General features: G+C 63.5%; 14 protein-coding genes. 3 read left to right on the plus strand and 11 right to left on the minus strand.

Annotated features, from left to right (window positions below):
- Nucleotides 1-9 precede the first annotated feature (9 nt).
- Entirely contained in the window at nt 10-2,301 is a 2,292-nt protein-coding gene (locus tag AAD018_RS03795; RefSeq protein WP_367313456.1) for a M23 family metallopeptidase, read from the plus strand.
- Nucleotides 2,302-2,438: 137 nt separating this feature from the next.
- Here AAD018_RS03795 and tssH read toward each other — a convergent pair whose 3' ends face one another.
- The 10 genes from tssH to AAD018_RS03845 all read right to left on the minus strand — a co-directional run bounded on the left by tssH (nt 2,439) and on the right by AAD018_RS03845 (nt 14,984).
- Nucleotides 2,439-5,129, minus strand: coding sequence for a type VI secretion system ATPase TssH (gene tssH / locus AAD018_RS03800; RefSeq protein ID WP_412005199.1), 2,691 nt, complete (start codon nt 5,127-5,129; stop codon nt 2,439-2,441).
- Between the two features lie 67 nt (nt 5,130-5,196).
- Nucleotides 5,197-6,183 carry a type VI secretion system baseplate subunit TssG gene (gene tssG / locus AAD018_RS03805; protein ID WP_367313454.1) on the minus strand — a complete coding sequence of 329 codons (987 nt, stop codon included), beginning with the start codon at nt 6,181-6,183 and terminating at the stop codon, nt 5,197-5,199.
- Nucleotides 6,180-8,096 (minus strand): type VI secretion system baseplate subunit TssF, encoded by a 1,917-nt coding sequence (tssF, locus tag AAD018_RS03810; protein WP_367313453.1) that lies wholly within the window; start codon nt 8,094-8,096, stop codon nt 6,180-6,182. Before tssF ends, tssG begins: the two co-directional genes overlap by 4 nt.
- Nucleotides 8,093-8,683, minus strand: coding sequence for a type VI secretion system baseplate subunit TssE (gene tssE, locus AAD018_RS03815; protein ID WP_412005173.1), 591 nt, complete (start codon nt 8,681-8,683; stop codon nt 8,093-8,095). The genes tssF and tssE overlap by 4 nt, the downstream gene beginning before the upstream one ends.
- A 155-nt stretch (nt 8,684-8,838) precedes the next feature.
- The gene (locus AAD018_RS03820) at nt 8,839-9,345 is read right to left on the minus strand and encodes an Hcp family type VI secretion system effector (protein ID WP_367313451.1); all 507 of its coding nucleotides are present in this window, start codon (nt 9,343-9,345) and stop codon (nt 8,839-8,841) included.
- 58 nt (nt 9,346-9,403) lie between these two features.
- Entirely contained in the window at nt 9,404-10,897 is a 1,494-nt protein-coding gene (gene tssC / locus AAD018_RS03825) for a type VI secretion system contractile sheath large subunit (protein ID WP_367313450.1), read from the minus strand.
- 51 nt (nt 10,898-10,948) lie between these two features.
- Nucleotides 10,949-11,479, minus strand: a complete 531-nt coding sequence (gene tssB, locus AAD018_RS03830; RefSeq protein WP_367313449.1) for a type VI secretion system contractile sheath small subunit — start codon at nt 11,477-11,479, stop codon at nt 10,949-10,951.
- Nucleotides 11,480-11,617: 138 nt separating this feature from the next.
- Nucleotides 11,618-12,991 (minus strand): type VI secretion system protein TssA, encoded by a 1,374-nt coding sequence (locus tag AAD018_RS03835; protein WP_367313448.1) that lies wholly within the window; start codon nt 12,989-12,991, stop codon nt 11,618-11,620.
- Between the two features lie 57 nt (nt 12,992-13,048).
- On the minus strand, nt 13,049-14,287 hold the full coding sequence (tagH, locus tag AAD018_RS03840) for a type VI secretion system-associated FHA domain protein TagH (RefSeq protein WP_367313447.1): 1,239 nt from the start codon (nt 14,285-14,287) through the stop codon (nt 13,049-13,051).
- A gap of 34 nt (nt 14,288-14,321) precedes the next feature.
- Entirely contained in the window at nt 14,322-14,984 is a 663-nt protein-coding gene (locus tag AAD018_RS03845; RefSeq protein WP_412005174.1) for a DUF6931 family protein, read from the minus strand.
- A gap of 247 nt (nt 14,985-15,231) precedes the next feature.
- On the opposite strand from AAD018_RS03845, the gene AAD018_RS03850 reads away from it, so the two are divergent.
- A complete protein-coding gene (locus AAD018_RS03850) occupies nt 15,232-15,723 on the plus strand; it encodes a peptidase associated/transthyretin-like domain-containing protein (RefSeq protein ID WP_367313445.1) in 492 nt (163 codons plus the stop codon).
- A gap of 5 nt (nt 15,724-15,728) precedes the next feature.
- Nucleotides 15,729-16,340 (plus strand): ferric reductase-like transmembrane domain-containing protein, encoded by a 612-nt coding sequence (locus AAD018_RS03855; protein WP_367313444.1) that lies wholly within the window; start codon nt 15,729-15,731, stop codon nt 16,338-16,340.
- A gap of 13 nt (nt 16,341-16,353) precedes the next feature.
- Here AAD018_RS03855 and lpdA read toward each other — a convergent pair whose 3' ends face one another.
- Nucleotides 16,354-17,745, minus strand: a complete 1,392-nt coding sequence (lpdA, locus tag AAD018_RS03860) for a dihydrolipoyl dehydrogenase (protein WP_367313443.1) — start codon at nt 17,743-17,745, stop codon at nt 16,354-16,356.
- Nucleotides 17,746-17,765: the final 20 nt, after the last annotated feature.

A 17,765-nucleotide genomic window follows, 5' to 3' on the forward strand; every position in this document is an offset into this window, starting at 1 on the left:
GCCGCCCTCATGGAGGTCGACCCGCGCTTCAAAGCCAGCCGCACACAGTCGAAAAAACGCCGCCAGCGTCGCTTCGCCTTTCTGGGAGGAAGCGCAGCGCTGGTGCTCCTGCTTTTCGGTGTGGGTCTCACCATCTGGCTCCGCCCCGCACCTGAGGGTCCACTAGCTGATAGTCCGACGGCCGAAACCCAGCCAGAGACAGCTACAACAGACGCGCCTCCCTCCGAAACGCTCGTTCAGATCGAGCTGGACGAGGAGGATCTCGAAGTCGCGCCCACCGCGCGCAGCATCAACGCCTTCGTCGATATCCCCGGCGATCCGCTGATCCTGACGGTCGCGACCACGCAGACGGGCGAGGGCAAGACCCTTGCGGGACCAGGTAATCTTCCGATCAACCGCGTCGGAGCCCCGAGGCCCGACCGGCTGCGCCTCGTCAGCGACGATCTGATCGTTACGCAGCAACAGCTCATGACGACGCTGCCCTCCAGCCGCGAGGACTTCGCCTTCTTCACCGGGCAGGCCGCATCCCAGCCGATCTCGGACGGGATCGCGGTCCAGCGCGACGACGATCTAGGAGAATTCGGAACGACCTGGGGCACCAGCCTTGAAAGCGGTACGGACGACGTGACCTTCACCAAAACGCGCATTCAGGACACGACCAGCACAGTCTTCCTGCGTCCCGACCGGAGGCGGGCAAAGACCCATGAGGATCTCATCCTCAGGGTTCGCGTTCCGCAATCGCTTGAGGATCTTCTCGTCTCGAACGGGTTCGGCGACGAGAGTGCGGCAAAGCTGCAAGCCGGCTCCGGCGATCTGCTCGCAAGGCTCGAAACGCTCGATGTCGGATCGATCGTCGCCGTCCGCTTCGATCCCAAAGAAAGCCCCCGCACACCGCTCCAGCTCTCGCTCTATAGCGGCGGCACCCATACCGGCAGCGTCACGCGCCTCGGAAACGGGGAGATCCTGCCCGCCACCGATCCGTGGATCGAAGAGGATCTGACCCGGATCGAACCTGTCGGCGTTGCCGCAGCCCCTGCCGATACGAAGATCCGCCTGCTCGACGCGTTCTACAGCGCCGCCATGCGCAACGGCATCCCGACGACCTTGGTGGGAGAGACAATCGCGATCTTCTCGCGCGCGCATGACCTCGACGGATTTGCAAATGTCGGCGACAAGATGACCTTCCTCTACGCCCCTGATGCGAATGAGGGGCCGGGTCAGGTTCTCTTTGCCGGGATCGATGGGCCGTCGGGGTCCAAGACTTGCTACATCGTCGCGGGCTCTGACCGGGGCTTCCAATGCGCCGGACGCAGATCAACCGGCGGAGCCCGGGTATCGGGAGAGCTCATCACTCCGGTCTCCGGCACGATGACCTCGCGGTTCGGGCCTCGCAAACACCCGACCCTGGGAAGCGTCCGGAACCATAACGGGGTGGATTGGGCCGCGCCGATCGGCACACCGGTGCGGGCCGCCTTGCCCGGCACGATCAAAAGCGCGGGCGTCGGGGGCAGCTACGGCAACCTCGTCATCCTCGCCCACGCCAACGGGGTCGAGACGCGCTACGCCCATCTCGACGGCTTTGCTAAAGAGGTCGCGCCCGGAACCTCCGTCAACGCCGGGGACGTGATCGGCTATGTCGGCAATACGGGGCGCTCCACCGGCCCTCATCTCCATTTCGAGCTGCGCCGCGGCGGACAGCCCGTCGATCCACTCACCTTCCAGGGCGCGACCGTCTCCGCCGCCGTCGATGCGCTCACCGACCAGATCATTCGCGTCGAAAGCGCCGGTGTCGCGACCGCCAAGAACCCGCTGTCCACCGCCACCGGTCTTGGCCAGTTCATCGAAAGCACATGGCTGCGGATGATGCGCACCTACCGGCCCGAACTCGTCGCCGCCATGAACCGCGCCGATCTCCTCGCCCTGCGCACCGACCCCTCCCTCTCGCGCGAGATGGTGACGAACCTCGCGCGCGAGAACGAACGCTACCTTCGCTCTCAAGGCCACCAGATTACCGCAGGACGCCTCTATCTCGCGCATTTTCTGGGCCCTAAAGGGGCGAGCCGCGTCCTGGGCGCGTCCGACAACATGACAATCCTCGCCCTCATGGGCTCAGGCGTCGTAAACGCCAACCCGTTCCTGAGAAACTACGACGTGGCCGACCTCAAAGCCTGGGCCGACCGAAAGATGCGCGGCAAAGGCGGCGGATCCTCCCCGCCGGTCGCCGCCGCACCGGTTCAGCTCACCGCAGCCGATAGGGCCTTTATCGAGATCATCGACGAAATCGTGGGCCGTCCCACCTGAAGCAATGTCAGTTAGGCCCCGCTGCGCGTCACCGAACTTCAGGCATATCCACTTGTGAGATGTCGAAACAAGCTTCGGCTATCATCGCCATTCCCCATACCGTCGCTCGAAAACCAAGATCCTTCAAGAGGCTGCGCTCACTCAAACTCATAGCCGAAACCAGCATCATCCTTGACGATATTCACATGCTTGATCGCATCCCCTGACACCATCCGGTTGAGAACCTGACGCGACAGCTCTGGCAAGATCGAGTTGGTGATGATGTTGTCGATCATCCGTCCCCCGCTATCGGGATCGCGACACTGATCGACGATATGATCGATCACGGCGTCCTCGAAATTGAGCGTTGCGCCATGCGCTTCGCGCAGACGGCGAGTGACCGAGCCAAGCTTGAGTTTCGCAATCCCGGCAAGCACATCGCGGCCAAGCGGATAATACGGAATAGTCACGATCCGCCCCAGAAGGGCAGGCGGGAAGACGTCCGTCAGGAAAGGACGCATCGCCGTTTCGACCTCCTGTTGATCAGGCGTCGTCTCTCCGTTCTCCGCCATCTCCATGATGACCTCGGTGCCGACATTCGAGGTCAGAAGGATCAGCGTATTCTTGAAGTCGATCGCCCGTCCGTTGCCGTCCTCCATCAATCCCTTGTCGAACACCTGAAAGAAAAGCTCGTGGATATCTGGATGCGCTTTCTCGATTTCATCAAGCAGAACAACGGAGTAGGGCTTGCGCCGCACGGCTTCGGTCAATCGGCCGCCTTCGCCGTAGCCGACATATCCGGGAGGGGCGCCTTTCAGGAGGCTGACCGAATGGGCCTCTTGGAATTCCGACATGTTGATCGTGATGATGTTCTGCTCGCCGCCATAGAGGCTCTCGGCCAGCGCCAAAGCGGTCTCGGTCTTGCCGACGCCGGAGGGCCCGCAAAGCATGAAGACCCCGATGGGCTTTTGCGGATTGGCGAGGCCCGCGCGGCTGGTTTCGATCCGTTTGGCGATCATTTCAAGGCCATGGTCCTGCCCGATGACCCGCTCCTGCAGCCGGTCGGCCAGCGTCAGGACCGCCTGAAGCTCGTCGGCGACCATGCGCCCCGCAGGGATCCCGGTCCAGTCCGAGATCACCGAAGCCACAGCCTGTTCATCGACATGGGCATAGACCATGCGGTCGTCCGGGTTCGTCGCCTCGAGCTTTTCCATGTGCTCGAACAGCTCTTTTCGGATGTCGGTATCCGGTCGGTTTTCCGTCGGTATCCCGTCGGTGGAATTGCCGCTCCCGTCGACGTCGGGCGCGGCCTTCTCGGCCTCGCTGGACGTCTCCCCCTCCGCCTCGGACGGCTCGCCAGTGAGGCTTTGCCGCAGCGCGAGGATCTGATCCACGACCTCCTTCTCGCCCTCGTAAAGTGTCTGTGCCGCCTCCAGCTCGGCCCGGCGCTCGGCCAGCTCGCCCTCGGCCTCGGCCCGGCGCTCCTCGTTGGCCTCACCCAGATCCCGTTGCGAGGTCTTGCCCTCGATCTCTGCCTCAAGCGCCGAGATCGCCTCTTTCAGGTCGGCGATCCGCGCGGGCACCGAGGCTTGGCTGACCGCAACCCGCGCACAAGCCGTATCGAGCAGCGAAACCGCCTTGTCCGGCAATTGCCGGGCGGGGATGTAGCGCGCCGACAGATTGACGGCAGCGACGATAGCTTCGTCCGAGATCCGAACGCCGTGGTGGTCCTGCATCGGCCCCAGCACGCCGCGCAGCATATAGGCGCAACGCTCCGGGCTGGGCTCGTCCACGCTGACCGGCTGGAACCGCCGGGTCAGCGCCGGATCCTTCTCGAAATAGTTGCGATACTCGGCCCATGTCGTGGCGCCGATGGTCCGCAAAGTCCCGCGGGCCAAAGCCGGTTTCAGCAGGTTCGCCGCATCCCCGGTCCCCTGCGCGCCGCCCGCCCCCACCAGCGTATGCGCCTCGTCGATAAAGAGGATGATCGGCGTGGGGCTGGCCTGCACCTCGTCGATCAGCGATTTCAGACGCTGCTCGAACTCGCCCTTCATCGATGCACCCGCCTGCATCGACTGGATGTCGAGCATATGCAGCCGTGTCCCAATCAGCTTGGGGGGCACATCCCCCGAGGCAAGGCGCTGGGCGAAGCCTTCGACCACCGCCGTCTTGCCGACACCCGCCTCTCCGGTGAGGATCGGATTGTTCTGGCGCCGCCGCAGCAACACGTCGATCAGCTGTCGGATCTCTTCCTCGCGGCCGACGACGCGGTCCATCTTGCCGCTTTCGGCATCGGCGGTCATATCCACCGAGAACCGGGCGAGCGCGGTGTCGCCGCCCCGCACTTCACCGCCCGCAGCCGCTCCCCCCGAAGTCAGGCCCGAGCCATCCATCGGGCGCATTTCGTCCTCGTGGCTTTGGCGCCAGAGCGTGCGGCTTTCCTTGCCCAGCCGGTCGACCGAGATATCGGCGAGCGCAGCCGACACCGTCTTCAGCGCGCGCTTGAGATTAGGATCGTTGAGCAACGCGACCAGAACATGCCCGGTGCGGATCTGCACCTCGGAAAAGAAGAGCGTCGCATAGGTCCAGGCATGGTTCAGCGCATCGGCGAGGTTCTCGGAGATCCCCGGCGTTTCGGTGACATTCTTGGCCAGCGCTGCCACGGCCGCATCCAGATCGCGCAGTACAGCGGCGCGGTCGATTTTCAGCTCACGCAAGGTGACGGACAGATCGCTGTCCTTGTCCGAGACGGCGTGGAACAGGAAGTGTGGCAGCCCGACATTGCGATTGCCCTCGGATCGGGCATGGCGCATCGCCTTCAGGAAGGCGTCGTAGCCCGCCCGGTTCATCTTGCCGGCATAGGTTTCGATGGAAATATCTGTCGTCACGGGTTCAGTCCCCTTGGTCCGGAAATAATCAAGCTGCGACCGGTAATGTTTCCGGGTCGAGCAGGAAGGTCGTCGCCTCCACGTAATCGTTGTCGCCTTTTGGCTCCACCGGCGCAATGCAGGCCATCCAGCCCAGATCCGCAGAGACGCCAAGTTGCGCGGGCGCCACTTCCGAGGCGAGCAGCGCGAGCGTGACGCGGATGTCGAAGCGCTTGCCCAGATACCAGAAGATCAGATCGCACAGCACATCGTGATCGGATCCACCCGGCAGGAAGCGGCGATACTGGTCGAGCGTGTCGAAATGAAACCTCAAACCGATGGTCTCGGACACCGACGGGATGCGGCTTCCCATGATGCAATCGCGCCCCAGCGTCGCACCCTGTTGCCCGATCAAGGAATAGCTGTCGGGCTCGAACTCCATCCAGCCCAGCAGATGCTCGTCCAACGCGATATGGGCGACGTCAAAGAGATGCCCGATCATCTGGCGCAGGCGCACGGGGCTTTTGACGCGGTGCCCGGCCAGCGGCACAACCGGCAGCTTGAGCGTATCGGGCAGCGGGCTGCGCCCCTGAAAGGCGGGCGTGCCGGTCCCCGCGACGGCGGCGACGTAATCCTGAAACCGGTCCTGCTCGGGGTGATCGAACTGGCTGATCGCATGGGCATCGGACCAGGCGCGAAAAAACAGCTCTTGAAAGCGCGAGGCGAAGATATCCGTGAAGTGAACGAACGCCGTATCGCCTTGCTGGAACCAGCGCAGGATGTCTTCGGTCGTGCTCAGCGGCAGCGGACCTTGCGGTCCGAATAGGCCCAGAAGCCGCAACCTCAGCCGGGCCTTGTCGCCCTCCGTCTCGATCTCCGAAATGTCCGTCTCTGGAAAGGCGAGGAACGGATCCTGCCCGACGCGCACCACCGCCTCGCGCAGGGTCCGGTTGCGACCGATGGGCGGCTTGCCTGCTGCCTCCCGCTCCAGACGGCGCAGCGTCGCAAGGTATCCCAAAGGCCCCGCTTCGCTCACAGCAAAGGCCCGGTGCCCGTGCGCGGCGGGAAGGTATGGATATCGCCGCGCTGCTCAGAGACGATGATCGTCTGCGTGAACGAATTGATTGTCGCATGTTCCGCCATGAACCGGTCGAGGACGGCGCCCAGTAGGATCACTCCGGACCCCTCGAATGCGGTTTCATCGAACGTGATCCGGATCTCGAGCCCGCGCGCCGGATGATATCCCTCGCCACGCTTGATCGAACGGACGATGGGCCGCGTCTTGACCCCGCGGATCCCCGTCAGCTGCGTCTCCGTGACCGCATCCGACAGATCCGCGAACAGCGACAGCATCTCCCGGAGGGCAGAGGCGCCTTCACGATTGCCGCGATGATCCAGCCCGTATTCCGACAGCGACAGATAGGACATCAGCCGCCAGTAGACATCGCCCTGCTGTGTCCGGTGCGGTGCGGCGGTCTCGATCTCGACCATCGCCTCGCGCGGCTTCGACGGCCCCGCCACGCAGGAGAGGCTGACGGCCAGATCCTCGGTCATGAAGAAGTCCTGATCCGATCCCGCCAGCGGCAGATGATCGGGCAGGTGGCGGTTGGAGGCCAGCGTCGTGACCTGAAGGCGCTGGGCGCGCTTGTCCTCCGGCAGACCGGGCGGCTCGTAGATCGAAATGAAGGTCTCCGTGCCGCGATAGCGGTGGCGCTGCCCGAACCGCTTCTCCTGCTCAGTGAGGCGGCGCTGCTTCGTGCGCGATGTGTAATAGAGCGCCTGACGCGGATTCAGATCGCCCTCGGGCAGCCCGTAAAGCGGATGAACCCGAACCTTGGTCTTCACGCCCTGATAATGCGCCCAGACATCGGTGATCCGGTGGATCTCGTAGTGGGTCACGGGACTGCTGTCCGGCGTAACCACATATTCGTGCCGCTTGTCATCGAGCCGGACCGAGGCCGATTGCTCCTCGAAAAGGTTCACCGCAGGCACTGTGTGCAGCGACAGATCCGCCGCCTTGAGGCGGGCCGCCAGCGTCGCATTGGCCGACCCGAATTCAAAGATGACCTGGATCTCGCTGCCAAGCACGCGCGGCAGGATTCGTTTGAGCCCCGTGATCCGCATGCCCATGAACGCACGCGGAAAGGCAAACGCCTCGCGTAGCAGCGAAAACCCGTGAAAATGTCCCGACCGGCGCGGAAAGAGCCGATGGTCGGCATCGAATCCGATCTGCTCGATCTGTGCAGGCGGGATCCGCGCGAAGACCGCATCGCCGTTCCTGTCGAGCCAGCGCACCGACACCCTTTTGAGATCGCAATGGATCTGCTCATAAAGCGCAATCGCCTCGGACGGATCGCCGAGAAAATGGATCGGCAGCGCATCGAGCTCGATATCCGAAAGCGAACCGCCTGCCATGGCGTGCGCCAGATTGATCTGCAAACCCGCCTTGGTCCCGCTGGCCGGCTCCAGCCCGAGCGCCGCCAGGCGGCCGACGCCATCATGATACGTCACCTCCGGCAGATCCAACGGCCAAAGCGTCAGCGGCGCGCAAAGCGCGAACCGGCAGGACACCCGCTGATCGGCATCGACGAACCGTGCATCCAGGTAGCTCCCCCGCTCGAAGCGGACCCCCTTCATGATGTCGCTGTCATCCAGAGGGGGATTGCCCCGTACCATCATCACCGACGGTGTTGGATCGATGGCATCGGGAAAGATCTGATCGAGATATTCGCGCGTGAAGCTGCGAAACTCCTCGTCCATTTTCAGTTGCACGCGCGCGGCCAGAAACGCCGTCCCCTCCAGCAGACCGGCAATGGCGGGATCAAGGTTGTCCTTCAGCAGCCCGCCCAGACGATCCGCCAGACCGGGATATTCCGCTGCGAACTCTGCCGATCGCTCGTAAAGCAGCGCCAGCTCGCGTTCATAGGCGTCGCGGAAGGCCTTTTTCATCCCCGGATCCGCTTCATCTGCATCTTGCCTGCGCCGATATCGACCTCGGCAATGAAATCGAGCGGTATGTCCACCGGATCTCCGACCAGATCGGCCGAGATATTGAACCGCAACCGCTGATCGGGATCGTTGGGATCGTCCTCCACTACCGTGATCTCGACCGTCTGCGCGATCAGACGCGGCTCGTAGGTGACAATCGTCTTGTGGATCGCCTGCTTGATCGCGGCCGTCGTCATCGAGGAGCTCGACAGCGAACTGAGATCCTCGAACCCGTAATTCACTACAGACCGTCGCACATAGCTCCAGTCATCCAGATCGAGCATCGCATCCAGCCGGACGGTGTTCATCAGATTGGCCAGATCGATACCCAGCTCGTTGCGCAGCGTTCTTTCGTCGGTGCCGTGTCGCCGTTCGCGCGAGCGGACCGTCAGATCCCGCTCTCCGTCCTTGCGATGCGCATCTCGCTTTCGCGCGTCACCGGCAGCATGCGCGGTCCTGAAAACCTGCATCAGCGACATCTGCCGCTTGTCCCCCGGGCGATCACCCTTGGGCGGCATGGTTCGTTCGGAAGGAAGACGTTTTGCCATGAGTCAAGGAAAGGCTGATAATTGAAAAGGCTTCAAGTCAAACACGACGCTCAAACGAAAAGAGGGTCAGCAAAGATGCCGACCCTCCCTCTATTGAGACCTCCGAAGTGCCGAAGGATCAGGACCGACCGGAGAGGTCTCCGGTCAGACCGGTATCAGGACCAGCCGGGTGTCCATTCCTGGTTCTCGGCAATATCCCAACCATAGGACTGCGATGCGCCTGCAACGCCGTTCTCGTCTTGGATGGTGTAGGTCGTATGGAACCGGCGGAAGTTCAGCGTCAGGTTCTCCTGGATACGGTCAAGACCGTCCTTGGAGCCACCCGTCTGATAGGACGACGTCATCAGAGTTTCAAAGCGCCAGATCTCGTACTCGACCGGGGCATCGCCACCGGACTTGCGCACGATGAGCTTGGCACGCTCGATGTGAGTGCCGTCGCAGCACTTGCGACGAAGATCGGTCGACGCGAGGTCGACATACTTGGTCAGCGACAGGTCGGACACGTTGACCTTACCGCTACCGGCGCCGCCACCCATGTGGGTGGTGCCGGAGTTGGTCATCCCGGCATTCCATGCGAGAACGTCGATGCAATCCTTATAGGTTGCATCCTGGGACTCGCCTTTGATGTTGTTCGAAAGTTCAAGAAAGATGTCGACGGCCATAGCCTGTCTCCTTGGTAATGAAGTTTAGGTTTGATTTCATCGGAACTGAATGACTTGATCACTTTCCCCCGGGAAGCTTGGACACCAAGCTCATTCCGATATCCATTCCTTCCAATTGGAAGTGCGGCTTGAGGAAAAACTTGCCGGTGTAATAACCGGGGTTCTCCTCGTCTTCGATGACCTCGACCTTTGCGCCGGCCAAGGGCTTCTTCGCTTTTTCCTTCTCGCTTGCGCTTTCGGGATTGGCAGAGACATAGGTGTTGATCCAGGTCTGAAGCTGTTTCTCCAGTTGGACCCGATCCGGGCTCTGACCGATTTTGTCGCGAACCATACATTTGAGGTAATGGCTGAACCGCGACACGGCGAAGATATAGGGCAGCCTCGACGACATGTTGTCGGAGGCGGTTGCCAACTCGTCGACATACTTCTTCGGGCGATAGAGCGTCTGCGCTCCGATGAAGGCTGCCTTGTCTGTGTGCTTCCGGTGGATCAGGCCGATCAGGCCCGCCTTGGACAGCTCGCCCTCGCGGCGGTCGGTGATCGACACCTCGGTCGGGCATTTCAGTTCTTTCGACCCGTCGCCCACATCGAAGGTATGGGAGGGCAAGTTGGTCACCTCGCCGCCCGAGGTCACGCCGCGGATCTGAACCGTCCAGCCGTGCTCCTTGTGGGCGCGGTTGATATTGGCGGCCATCGCATGGGCGGCGTTCATCCACGCATACAGGCTGCCCTCGCGTCCGTCGGTATCCTCTTCGAAGGCGAATTCCTCGACGACCGAGGTTGAATCCTGACCGTAGGGCTCGCGCGACAGGGCGCGCGGCAGGACCAGCGCCAGATAGCGGCTGTTCTCGCTGTCACGCAGGCTGTTCCAGGCGGCATAGTCCGGCGTATCGAAAATCTCGGACAGATCGGGCGGGGTGGAAATCTCGTTCCAGCTGTCGAGACCTAAAAGCTCCGGTGCAGCGGCCGAGATGAACGGCGCATGCGCCGCCGCGGCGATCTGCCCAATCGAGCGCAGAAGCGAGACATCGGCGGTCGACTGGCTGAAGTAGTAGTCGCCCACCAGCGCACCGAAGGGCTTGCCGCCCAGCGTGCCGAATTCCTTTTCGTAAATCTTGGTGTGCAGCGGGCTCTTGTCCCACTTGGCACCAGGATAGCGGCGCAGCTCCTTGGCCAGCTCAGCCTTGGACGCGTTCATCACCTTCACGCGGAGCGTCGCGTCGGTTTCGGCGTTGTTGACCGTATAGGCCAGACCGCGCCAGCTCGACTCGATGGTCTGGAAATCCTCGTGGTGGATGATCTCGTTGACCTGCGCCGACAGCTTCTCGTCCAGCTTGGCGATCATCGCGTTGATCGTATCAAGGACGTCCTCGGCAATGACGGTCTGATCGTCCAGCGCCTCACGCACCAGCGCAACGACGGCGTTGTCCACCTCTTTGGCGGCGACATCCGTGCGCGGCTTGATGTTCTGCTTGAGGATATCGGAGAATTCCTCAAGCTCGTTGAGGCCTTCGGAGACCTGAGACTCTTGCGTCTGTGCTTCGTTTGCCATCGTCAGCTACCCTTCCGGTCCATTGCGTCCAATATACGCTTGGATACCGTCTTAGTTGTCTTCGGCCTCGTCGTCACTAGCGGCCTGCTTGCTGCGTTCGGCCAGAACCTTCATCAGTTCGGGATCGTTCAGCAGCTGATGGATCTGATCCTGCGCCTTGGGCTTGGAGCTCATGTAGCGCTGCAGATTGGCGAGATGCTCGCGCGCCTCCAGAAGCTTGTTGAGCGCGGGCACCTGGCGGGCCACCTCGGCGGGGCTGAAATCGTCCATAGAGCGGAACTGCAGATCCACGCCCAGCTTGTTGCCGCTATCGGGGTTCAGCTTGTCCTCGACATTGAACGTCACACCGGGCGCGACGCTTTCCATATAGCTGTCGAGCGAGGCTGAGGTCACATCGGTGAATTCGCGCTCCTCAAAGCCAGGCTTCTCGACGGGAGAGTTGTTGCCCGACAGATCCGACATCACGCCCATGGTGAACGGCAGTTCAACCATCTTCTCGCTGTCATAGGGATCCTCGTAGGCGATATTCACACGAGGCGGCCGGTTACGCTTGATGAAATCGGTACTCTTATCGGAAGCCATTAAATCAAATCTCCTGATCTTGCGCAGATAAAACCGGTTGGGGCAGGCCAAGTCAACGTGTCAGCCCCCCTTTTCTCGATCAATGGTGGAAAGCCCCACCCCTTCCGGGGGAGCGGCCCCACCCGTTCGGGGGGAGTGTCACTCGGGCGGTGGCTCTTTTGGCAACAATTCGGACAGAAGTGATTGAAAATCCTTGTCCAAATATGTGCGCGCGCGAGTCAGCAGCAAGGGAAGCGGGCTGGCGGGCTGGGTCTGCCGAAAGAAGTCCTCGACCCCCCTCAGATGCATCGCCAGATCCGCCCGCCGCTCGATCACCGGGGGCGTTGCGGGGGCGCCTTCGGCATCCGTCTGAGAGGGCCCTGCACCCGACAACATCCGCAGCCGGTCCATGGGAAGCGCAAAGCCGGTTTGCGGCCCGAAATCGATGATCGCGCGCCCCGCCTTGTCCGGCAAAAGCGTATCCAGCGCCTCGACCAGCGGCTTGCCGATCAGCAGCCGCGCCTGCGTCACCAGAAGCAAGGCCGCCGAGGCCGGGTCGTGGGCTGCGAAATAGCCCTCGATCGCCTCCAGCGTCGCCTTCGCTGCCGCCTGGCTTTCGATCCCGACACTCCCGGGCGAGGATGGCGCAGGCTGCGAAGCAGGCGCCTCCACCGGAGCCTTGGGCGTCTCCGGCAAATCGTTCTCACCGGTCGAAACCGGCGTTTCGGGTTCAGGGTCAGGCGCTGCGGGGACGGCAGGCGCATCCGAGGTCAGATCGCTCCGTGCCTGCTGGATCACCGTCAGCATCCGCTCAAGCGTGTCAGCCGCGGGATCGAGCGTGACGTTGAAGGGCTGCGAGGCATCCCCCAGACAGGCCGACCGGATCCGCGCCAGCGCATCGCGCGCCGCGACAAGTTGCCCATGCACGGTCTCGACCCGGCTCGCCGCGCCGGGATCCCCCAATGCCGAAAGCACATCCGATGTCGACAGCTCGTCCTCGCCCTCGCGCGGCGTGACCTCTGCATTGCCCACCATATACCGCCGCAACGTCGCCTGAGAGGGCGGCGCCAGATCCGCATATTGCAGCGGCATGACCACCGTTACGATACCGGCCAGATCCTCCAATGCGCTGCGCCGGTCCGACGGGCCGTCCTCGGTCGACGGATGCGCCTCTTGCGGGAAAGCCTCGATCAGATCGGCCATCCCTGTCAGCGCCTCGGCAAAGCCCGCCAGATCCCCCGCCAGAACCGAAAAGCGTGCCAGCAGCGACAAAAGCCGCAGATCCCGGCTTTCCTGAAGTAGCCCTAGAATGGCGGCCTTCTCGGCCTTCAGATCCACCGAAGACGGGTCGAACAGCACATCCGTGCTGCCTTCGCCTTTCCCGTCGCGGATCCCTGGGGTGAAATACCGCTCCGGCATCCGGGCCTCGGCCTCGAAATAGTAGTCGAGGAACCCGTCATGGTCCGTCGCCTCCAGATCGGGGCCGCACGGCGCCTCGGGCGTTACGGGATCGGTCAGAAAATCAAGCTGCATCAATAGGCCATCGTCATATCAAACATGCGCGAACCGTGCGGGCTTTGGCCGGTCGCGTCAACTCCCGGGCGTGTCTTTGGCGCCAGCGATCGCCCGGGCGTAACTCTCGGCGAAATAGGCCAGAAAGACATCGAGCATTCCGTTCTCATGCGCCGTCACCTTGGCGTCCCAGCGTTGCACATAGGTGTCCCAGGCCTTGCCCTTGCGCCCCGCGCCCAGCAGGCCACTGCCCGACCGCTCCTCCACGGCTTCGGGCGACAGATCCTCCAGCAGCCGCGCCAGCGCAGGCTGGATCGCGGCAAAGACCGCCGACTGGTGCAGCCGCACATCCCTCAAGGCCGTCTCGGCGCTGTCGGCGCTGCGCAGAAATCCGTCGCGCGGCTCGAACAGCATGACCTCGAGCGCCTGTTCGGCCGACGGCATAAATTTCAGCGGATTGTTCGCCGTGGCCCCCATCATCGTTCGGTCGCCCGCCCGCGTGAACTGCTTGGCCGAAGCCCGGTCGCGGAGCAGCGTCATCAGCTCTTCGGTCAGGATCCGCATCGTCCGGCCCAGCTCGCGCGCCATCTGCACTTCGTCCACACCGGACGCCGCCGGAGGAAGCCCGGCCCCCTCGCGGAACGCAGCCAGCACTGCACCGGTGGATGCCGCAGGTGCGGACGGGGCAGGCGCCGGAGGCACGGGCAAAGGAGCCGCCGCAGCCCCGCCCGCGCCAAATGGGCTCTCCGAGGCGGCTGGCGCCGCGCCGAACGGGCTCGCTGCCGATGCGGGGGCCGGGACCGGGACCGGAGCAGGGGCCACCGGAGGCGGAGCCGCAGGCGCAAAACCGGGCGTTGCAATGAACTCGTCCGCGAAATCCTCGAACTGTCGCGGATCGGGCGCGGGGCTGGGAGTGATCGGCTCGTGCACCGATGGGCCCAGCGACCACGGATCGGGATCGCCCATCGGCGGCGCCTGGGGCGGCGCCACCGCAGCAGCACCTGTGCCAACCGTCACCGCGATGATGTAATGGCCGACCTGAAACCGCTCGCCGCTCACCAGCGGATGCGGCCCGTCCAGCCGGTAGGGCTGGCCGATCAGAAACGTGCCATTCGTCGACGTATCGCTCAGCCAATAGCCGCCATCGCGATAGTCGACCGTGAAATGACGGCTCGAGACATGGCGGGCGGGATCGGGCAGCGTCCAGTCCGACGTCGTGCTGCGCCCTACGGTCAGACCGGCGCGATCCACCGTGATCTGCGTCGGACCGCCATCGTCCAGCCGGTCGAAATTCTCGATCTGAAGGGTCAGCGTCATGGTCGGTCCGTCGTCGCGTGAAGGCAGCGCCGCGTCAATAGACCCTCAGCACCGATTCCGCCATGTCGATGAACCGGGCCAGCAGGATCGACCGCCGCGTCAGACTTGCCTGCGCCAGCCCCGACAGAACCGCCGAATTGATCGAACGCGGCGCGCGGTAGGGCGCGACCGGCACCGGATCGTTCGGTGCGACCGGCCCGCCCGACCAGCCCGCCGCCAGCGCGAGCAGGATCACCGGAGACCGCCTCGGCGCCCAAAGAGCATCGCGCATCATCGCATGACGAAGCGCCTGCGTCGGCGTCGTAATCCACTGGGCGATTCGCTCCATCATCGCCAGATCATCCGCATCCATCCCGTCCGCCATGATCCGCAGGCAGTCATGCGCCCACCAGATTGCCACCCGAGGCTGCGCGGCAAAGGCGGTGAAGGTCACAGCCTCCTCAGGCGTGGTGGACGAGCGGAGCCGGTACAGAAACGCGCGCATCTCCTCGCCCTCGCGGGGGCGATGCTGGGTCAGCTCCGCCAGTTGCGGCATGGCGGCATAGAGGTCCTGCGGCGTATCGAACCGCAATGTCTTGGCTGGCTGCTCTGGGGCGTCCGCGCGGCTTTCGGTCTGGATCGCCGCCTCTGGCGGCGGCGGGCGGGTTGCCTCGTCGCTTTCGGTATCGGCCACGTTCAATCCCCCGGCAGGTCGCATGCAAAGCCCTAAACTATTCTTTTCCATTTGTTTCCTCTGGCGTTGCAGGCGTCAAGATCCGCGAGGCCACCCGAATAGGGGGTGCCCATCTCGGGCCGCGCCTGTCTTCACAAAGCCGTTGGGGCGGTTTTTCTTATCCGTCGAGGCTCCTACCTTCTTAAGGAATTTCAAGACATCCAAGGCTGGCGTGCCTGATGCGACAGCCCGCAAGCGCAGTCCGGACCGGACGCCCAGAGGAGAGATCGACATGTCCCCCATCACCCCGACCCGCCGCAGCCTTCTCGCCGCCGGTGCAGGCGCCGCCCTTCTGACCGGCGCCTCCGGCCTGCTTGTGCCCGCCCGCGCGCAGGGTCTTGCACCCACGCCCACCATGCGCGGCGGCGCCAATAACTACCGCCCCGGCGCGCCCATCGTAGACCGGATCGGCGGCGGCGGTTTCTGGATGACAGGCACCGTGCGCCGCGCAGGCGACGGCGCGCCGCTCGAAGGCCAGCGCATCCAGATCTGGGCCCACACGACCGAAGGCCACGAGCGTGATCCTGAAAGCCACGGCGCGACGCTCACCGACGCAAACGGAGAGTTTCGCCTCGAGATGCCGCAGATCGTACCCGCCTTCGGGCAGGCACATGGCCATCTGGCCTATGACGATCCCGACTTTGAAACGGTCTTCCTGCGCCCGATCATGCCCGACGCGAGCAATACCAGCCTTCAGGCGCATTTCGTCCTGCAACCGGCCTGAGCGGCATGAGCCGGATCCGCGCGACCCTGATCTGGATCGCCCTCGCAGGCGCCGTTGCTATCCCGATCGCCGTCGCGGCCACCAGTCCGCAGCTCGCCTGGCGCGATCCCGTCTATATCGCCGCAGGGCTCGCCGGAGTGATTGCCATGGCGATCCTTCTGCTCCAGCCGCTACTAGCAGGGGGATATCTACCCGGCCTGCCCACCCTGAAAGGTCGCCAGATCCACCGCCTGCTCGGTCTGGGCCTGCTGATCGCCGTCATCCTCCACGTAGGCGCCCTCTGGATCACCAGCCCGCCCGACGTCGTGGATGCGCTTCTCTTCGCCTCGCCTACGCCCTTCTCGGTCTGGGGCGTCATTGCGATGTGGGCCGTCTTCGCCACCGCGCTCCTCGCCGTCCTGCACCAAAGGCGCCGCATCCGCCCGCGCCTTTGGCGATTACTCCATACCGGTCTGGCTGTGGTCATTGTCGCGGGCAGCGTGATCCATGCCCTGCTGATAGAGGGCACGATGGGCACCGTGTCAAAGATCGCCCTCTGCGCCTTTGCCTTGGCCGCGACGATCAAGGTCATCCTCGATCTGCGGGTCTGGACCCTCCTGACGCGCAGGAGGGCCTGAGGCCGATCCGCCTCTAGGCGTGGATCGCGCCCATCCCGCTGGCCGCCAAAGCCGCCTCGCGGACAGCTTCGGAATAGGTCGGATGCGCATGGCACGTCCGCGCCAGATCCTCGGCCGCCGCGCCGAACTCCATCGCGACGCAGATCTCGTGGATCAGATCGCCCGCCATCGGCCCGATGATATGCGCGCCAAGAATGCGGTCCGTCTCCTTGTCGGCCAGGATCTTCACGAACCCATCGGCCGCAAAATTAGCCCGCGCCCGCCCATTCCCCATGAACTGGAAGCTGCCCTTGCGATAAGCATGCCCCGCCTCCTTCAGCTCCGCCTCGGTCTTGCCGACGCTGGCCACCTCCGGATGGGTATAGATGACCCCAGGGATCACGTCGTAATTCACATGCGGATGCTGGCCTGCGATGCCTTCGGCCACCGCGATCCCCTCATCCTCGGCCTTATGCGCCAGCATTGGCCCGGCAATGCAGTCCCCGATGGCATAAACGCCCTCCACATTCGTCCGGTAATGCCCGTCGACCTCGATCTGCCCGCGCTCACTGACCTTCACGCCCAAAGCGTCGAGCCCCAGCCCGTCCGTATAGGGCTTGCGCCCCGTCGAAACGAGAACGACATCGGCGTCCAGCACGGCCTCACTGTCGTCCTTCTTCAGCTTGTAGCTCACCTTGGCCTTCGACTTGGCCGTCTCCACACCCTGCACGGCGGCGCCGAGGATGAACTCCAGCCCCTGCTTCTTAAGGATCTTCTGGAACTGCCGCTGCACCTCCGCATCCATGCCTGGCGTGATCGTCTCCATATACTCGACGACCGTCACCTTGGTCCCGAGCCGGGCATAGACCGATCCCAGCTCCAGCCCGATCACGCCCGCGCCGATCACGACCATCGTCTTCGGGATCTTGCCCAGTGCCAGCGCCCCTTCGGAGGTCACGACGATCTTCTCGTCCACCTCGATCCCCGGCAAAGCCGACGGTTCCGACCCTGAGGCAACGACAATATGCTTCGCCTCGTGGACCTCGTCCCCGACCTTCACCTTGCCTGCTTCCGGGATCGATCCCCACCCTTTGAGCCAGTCGATCTTGTTCTTCTTGAAAAGGAACTCGACCCCCTTGGTGTTCTGCCCGATCACGTCGTCCTTGTAGGCCTGCATCTGTTTCCAGTCGACCTTGGGCGCCCCGACCTTAAGGCCCATCTTCTCGAAATTATGCTCCGTCTCGTGCAGCAGCTCGGTCGAATGCAGCAGCGCCTTCGACGGAATGCACCCGATGTTCAGGCAGGTGCCTCCCAGCGTCTCGCGCCCCTCGACCACTGCGGTCTTGAGCCCCAGCTGAGCGCAACGGATCGCGCCCACATAGCCGCCCGGACCTGAGCCGATGATGATAACGTCGTAACTGGCCATGGGGGTCTCTCCTTCGGGGG

The organism is Aestuariibius insulae (assembly GCF_040783535.2).
GTDB lineage: Bacteria > Pseudomonadota > Alphaproteobacteria > Rhodobacterales > Rhodobacteraceae > Aestuariibius > Aestuariibius insulae.

Excerpts from the sequence above, each read along its gene's own strand:
- AAD018_RS03820 (WP_367313451.1), bottom strand. The coding sequence starts at position 9,345 with ATGGCCGTCGACATCTTTCTTGAACTTTCGAACAACATCAAAGGCGAG.
- AAD018_RS03795 (WP_367313456.1), top strand. The coding sequence starts at position 10 with ATGGAGGTCGACCCGCGCTTCAAAGCCAGCCGCACACAGTCGAAAAAA.
- AAD018_RS03850 (WP_367313445.1), top strand. The coding sequence starts at position 15,232 with ATGTCCCCCATCACCCCGACCCGCCGCAGCCTTCTCGCCGCCGGTGCA.
- tssH (WP_412005199.1), bottom strand. The coding sequence starts at position 5,129 with ATGAACCGGGCGGGCTACGACGCCTTCCTGAAGGCGATGCGCCATGCC.
- tssE (WP_412005173.1), bottom strand. The coding sequence starts at position 8,683 with ATGGCAAAACGTCTTCCTTCCGAACGAACCATGCCGCCCAAGGGTGAT.
- tssB (WP_367313449.1), bottom strand. The coding sequence starts at position 11,479 with ATGGCTTCCGATAAGAGTACCGATTTCATCAAGCGTAACCGGCCGCCT.
- lpdA (WP_367313443.1), bottom strand. The coding sequence starts at position 17,745 with ATGGCCAGTTACGACGTTATCATCATCGGCTCAGGTCCGGGCGGCTAT.
- tagH (WP_367313447.1), bottom strand. The coding sequence starts at position 14,287 with ATGACGCTGACCCTTCAGATCGAGAATTTCGACCGGCTGGACGATGGC.
- tssF (WP_367313453.1), bottom strand. The coding sequence starts at position 8,096 with ATGAAAAAGGCCTTCCGCGACGCCTATGAACGCGAGCTGGCGCTGCTT.
- AAD018_RS03855 (WP_367313444.1), top strand. The coding sequence starts at position 15,729 with ATGAGCCGGATCCGCGCGACCCTGATCTGGATCGCCCTCGCAGGCGCC.
- tssC (WP_367313450.1), bottom strand. The coding sequence starts at position 10,897 with ATGGCAAACGAAGCACAGACGCAAGAGTCTCAGGTCTCCGAAGGCCTC.
- AAD018_RS03845 (WP_412005174.1), bottom strand. The coding sequence starts at position 14,984 with ATGCGACCTGCCGGGGGATTGAACGTGGCCGATACCGAAAGCGACGAG.
- AAD018_RS03835 (WP_367313448.1), bottom strand. The coding sequence starts at position 12,991 with ATGCAGCTTGATTTTCTGACCGATCCCGTAACGCCCGAGGCGCCGTGC.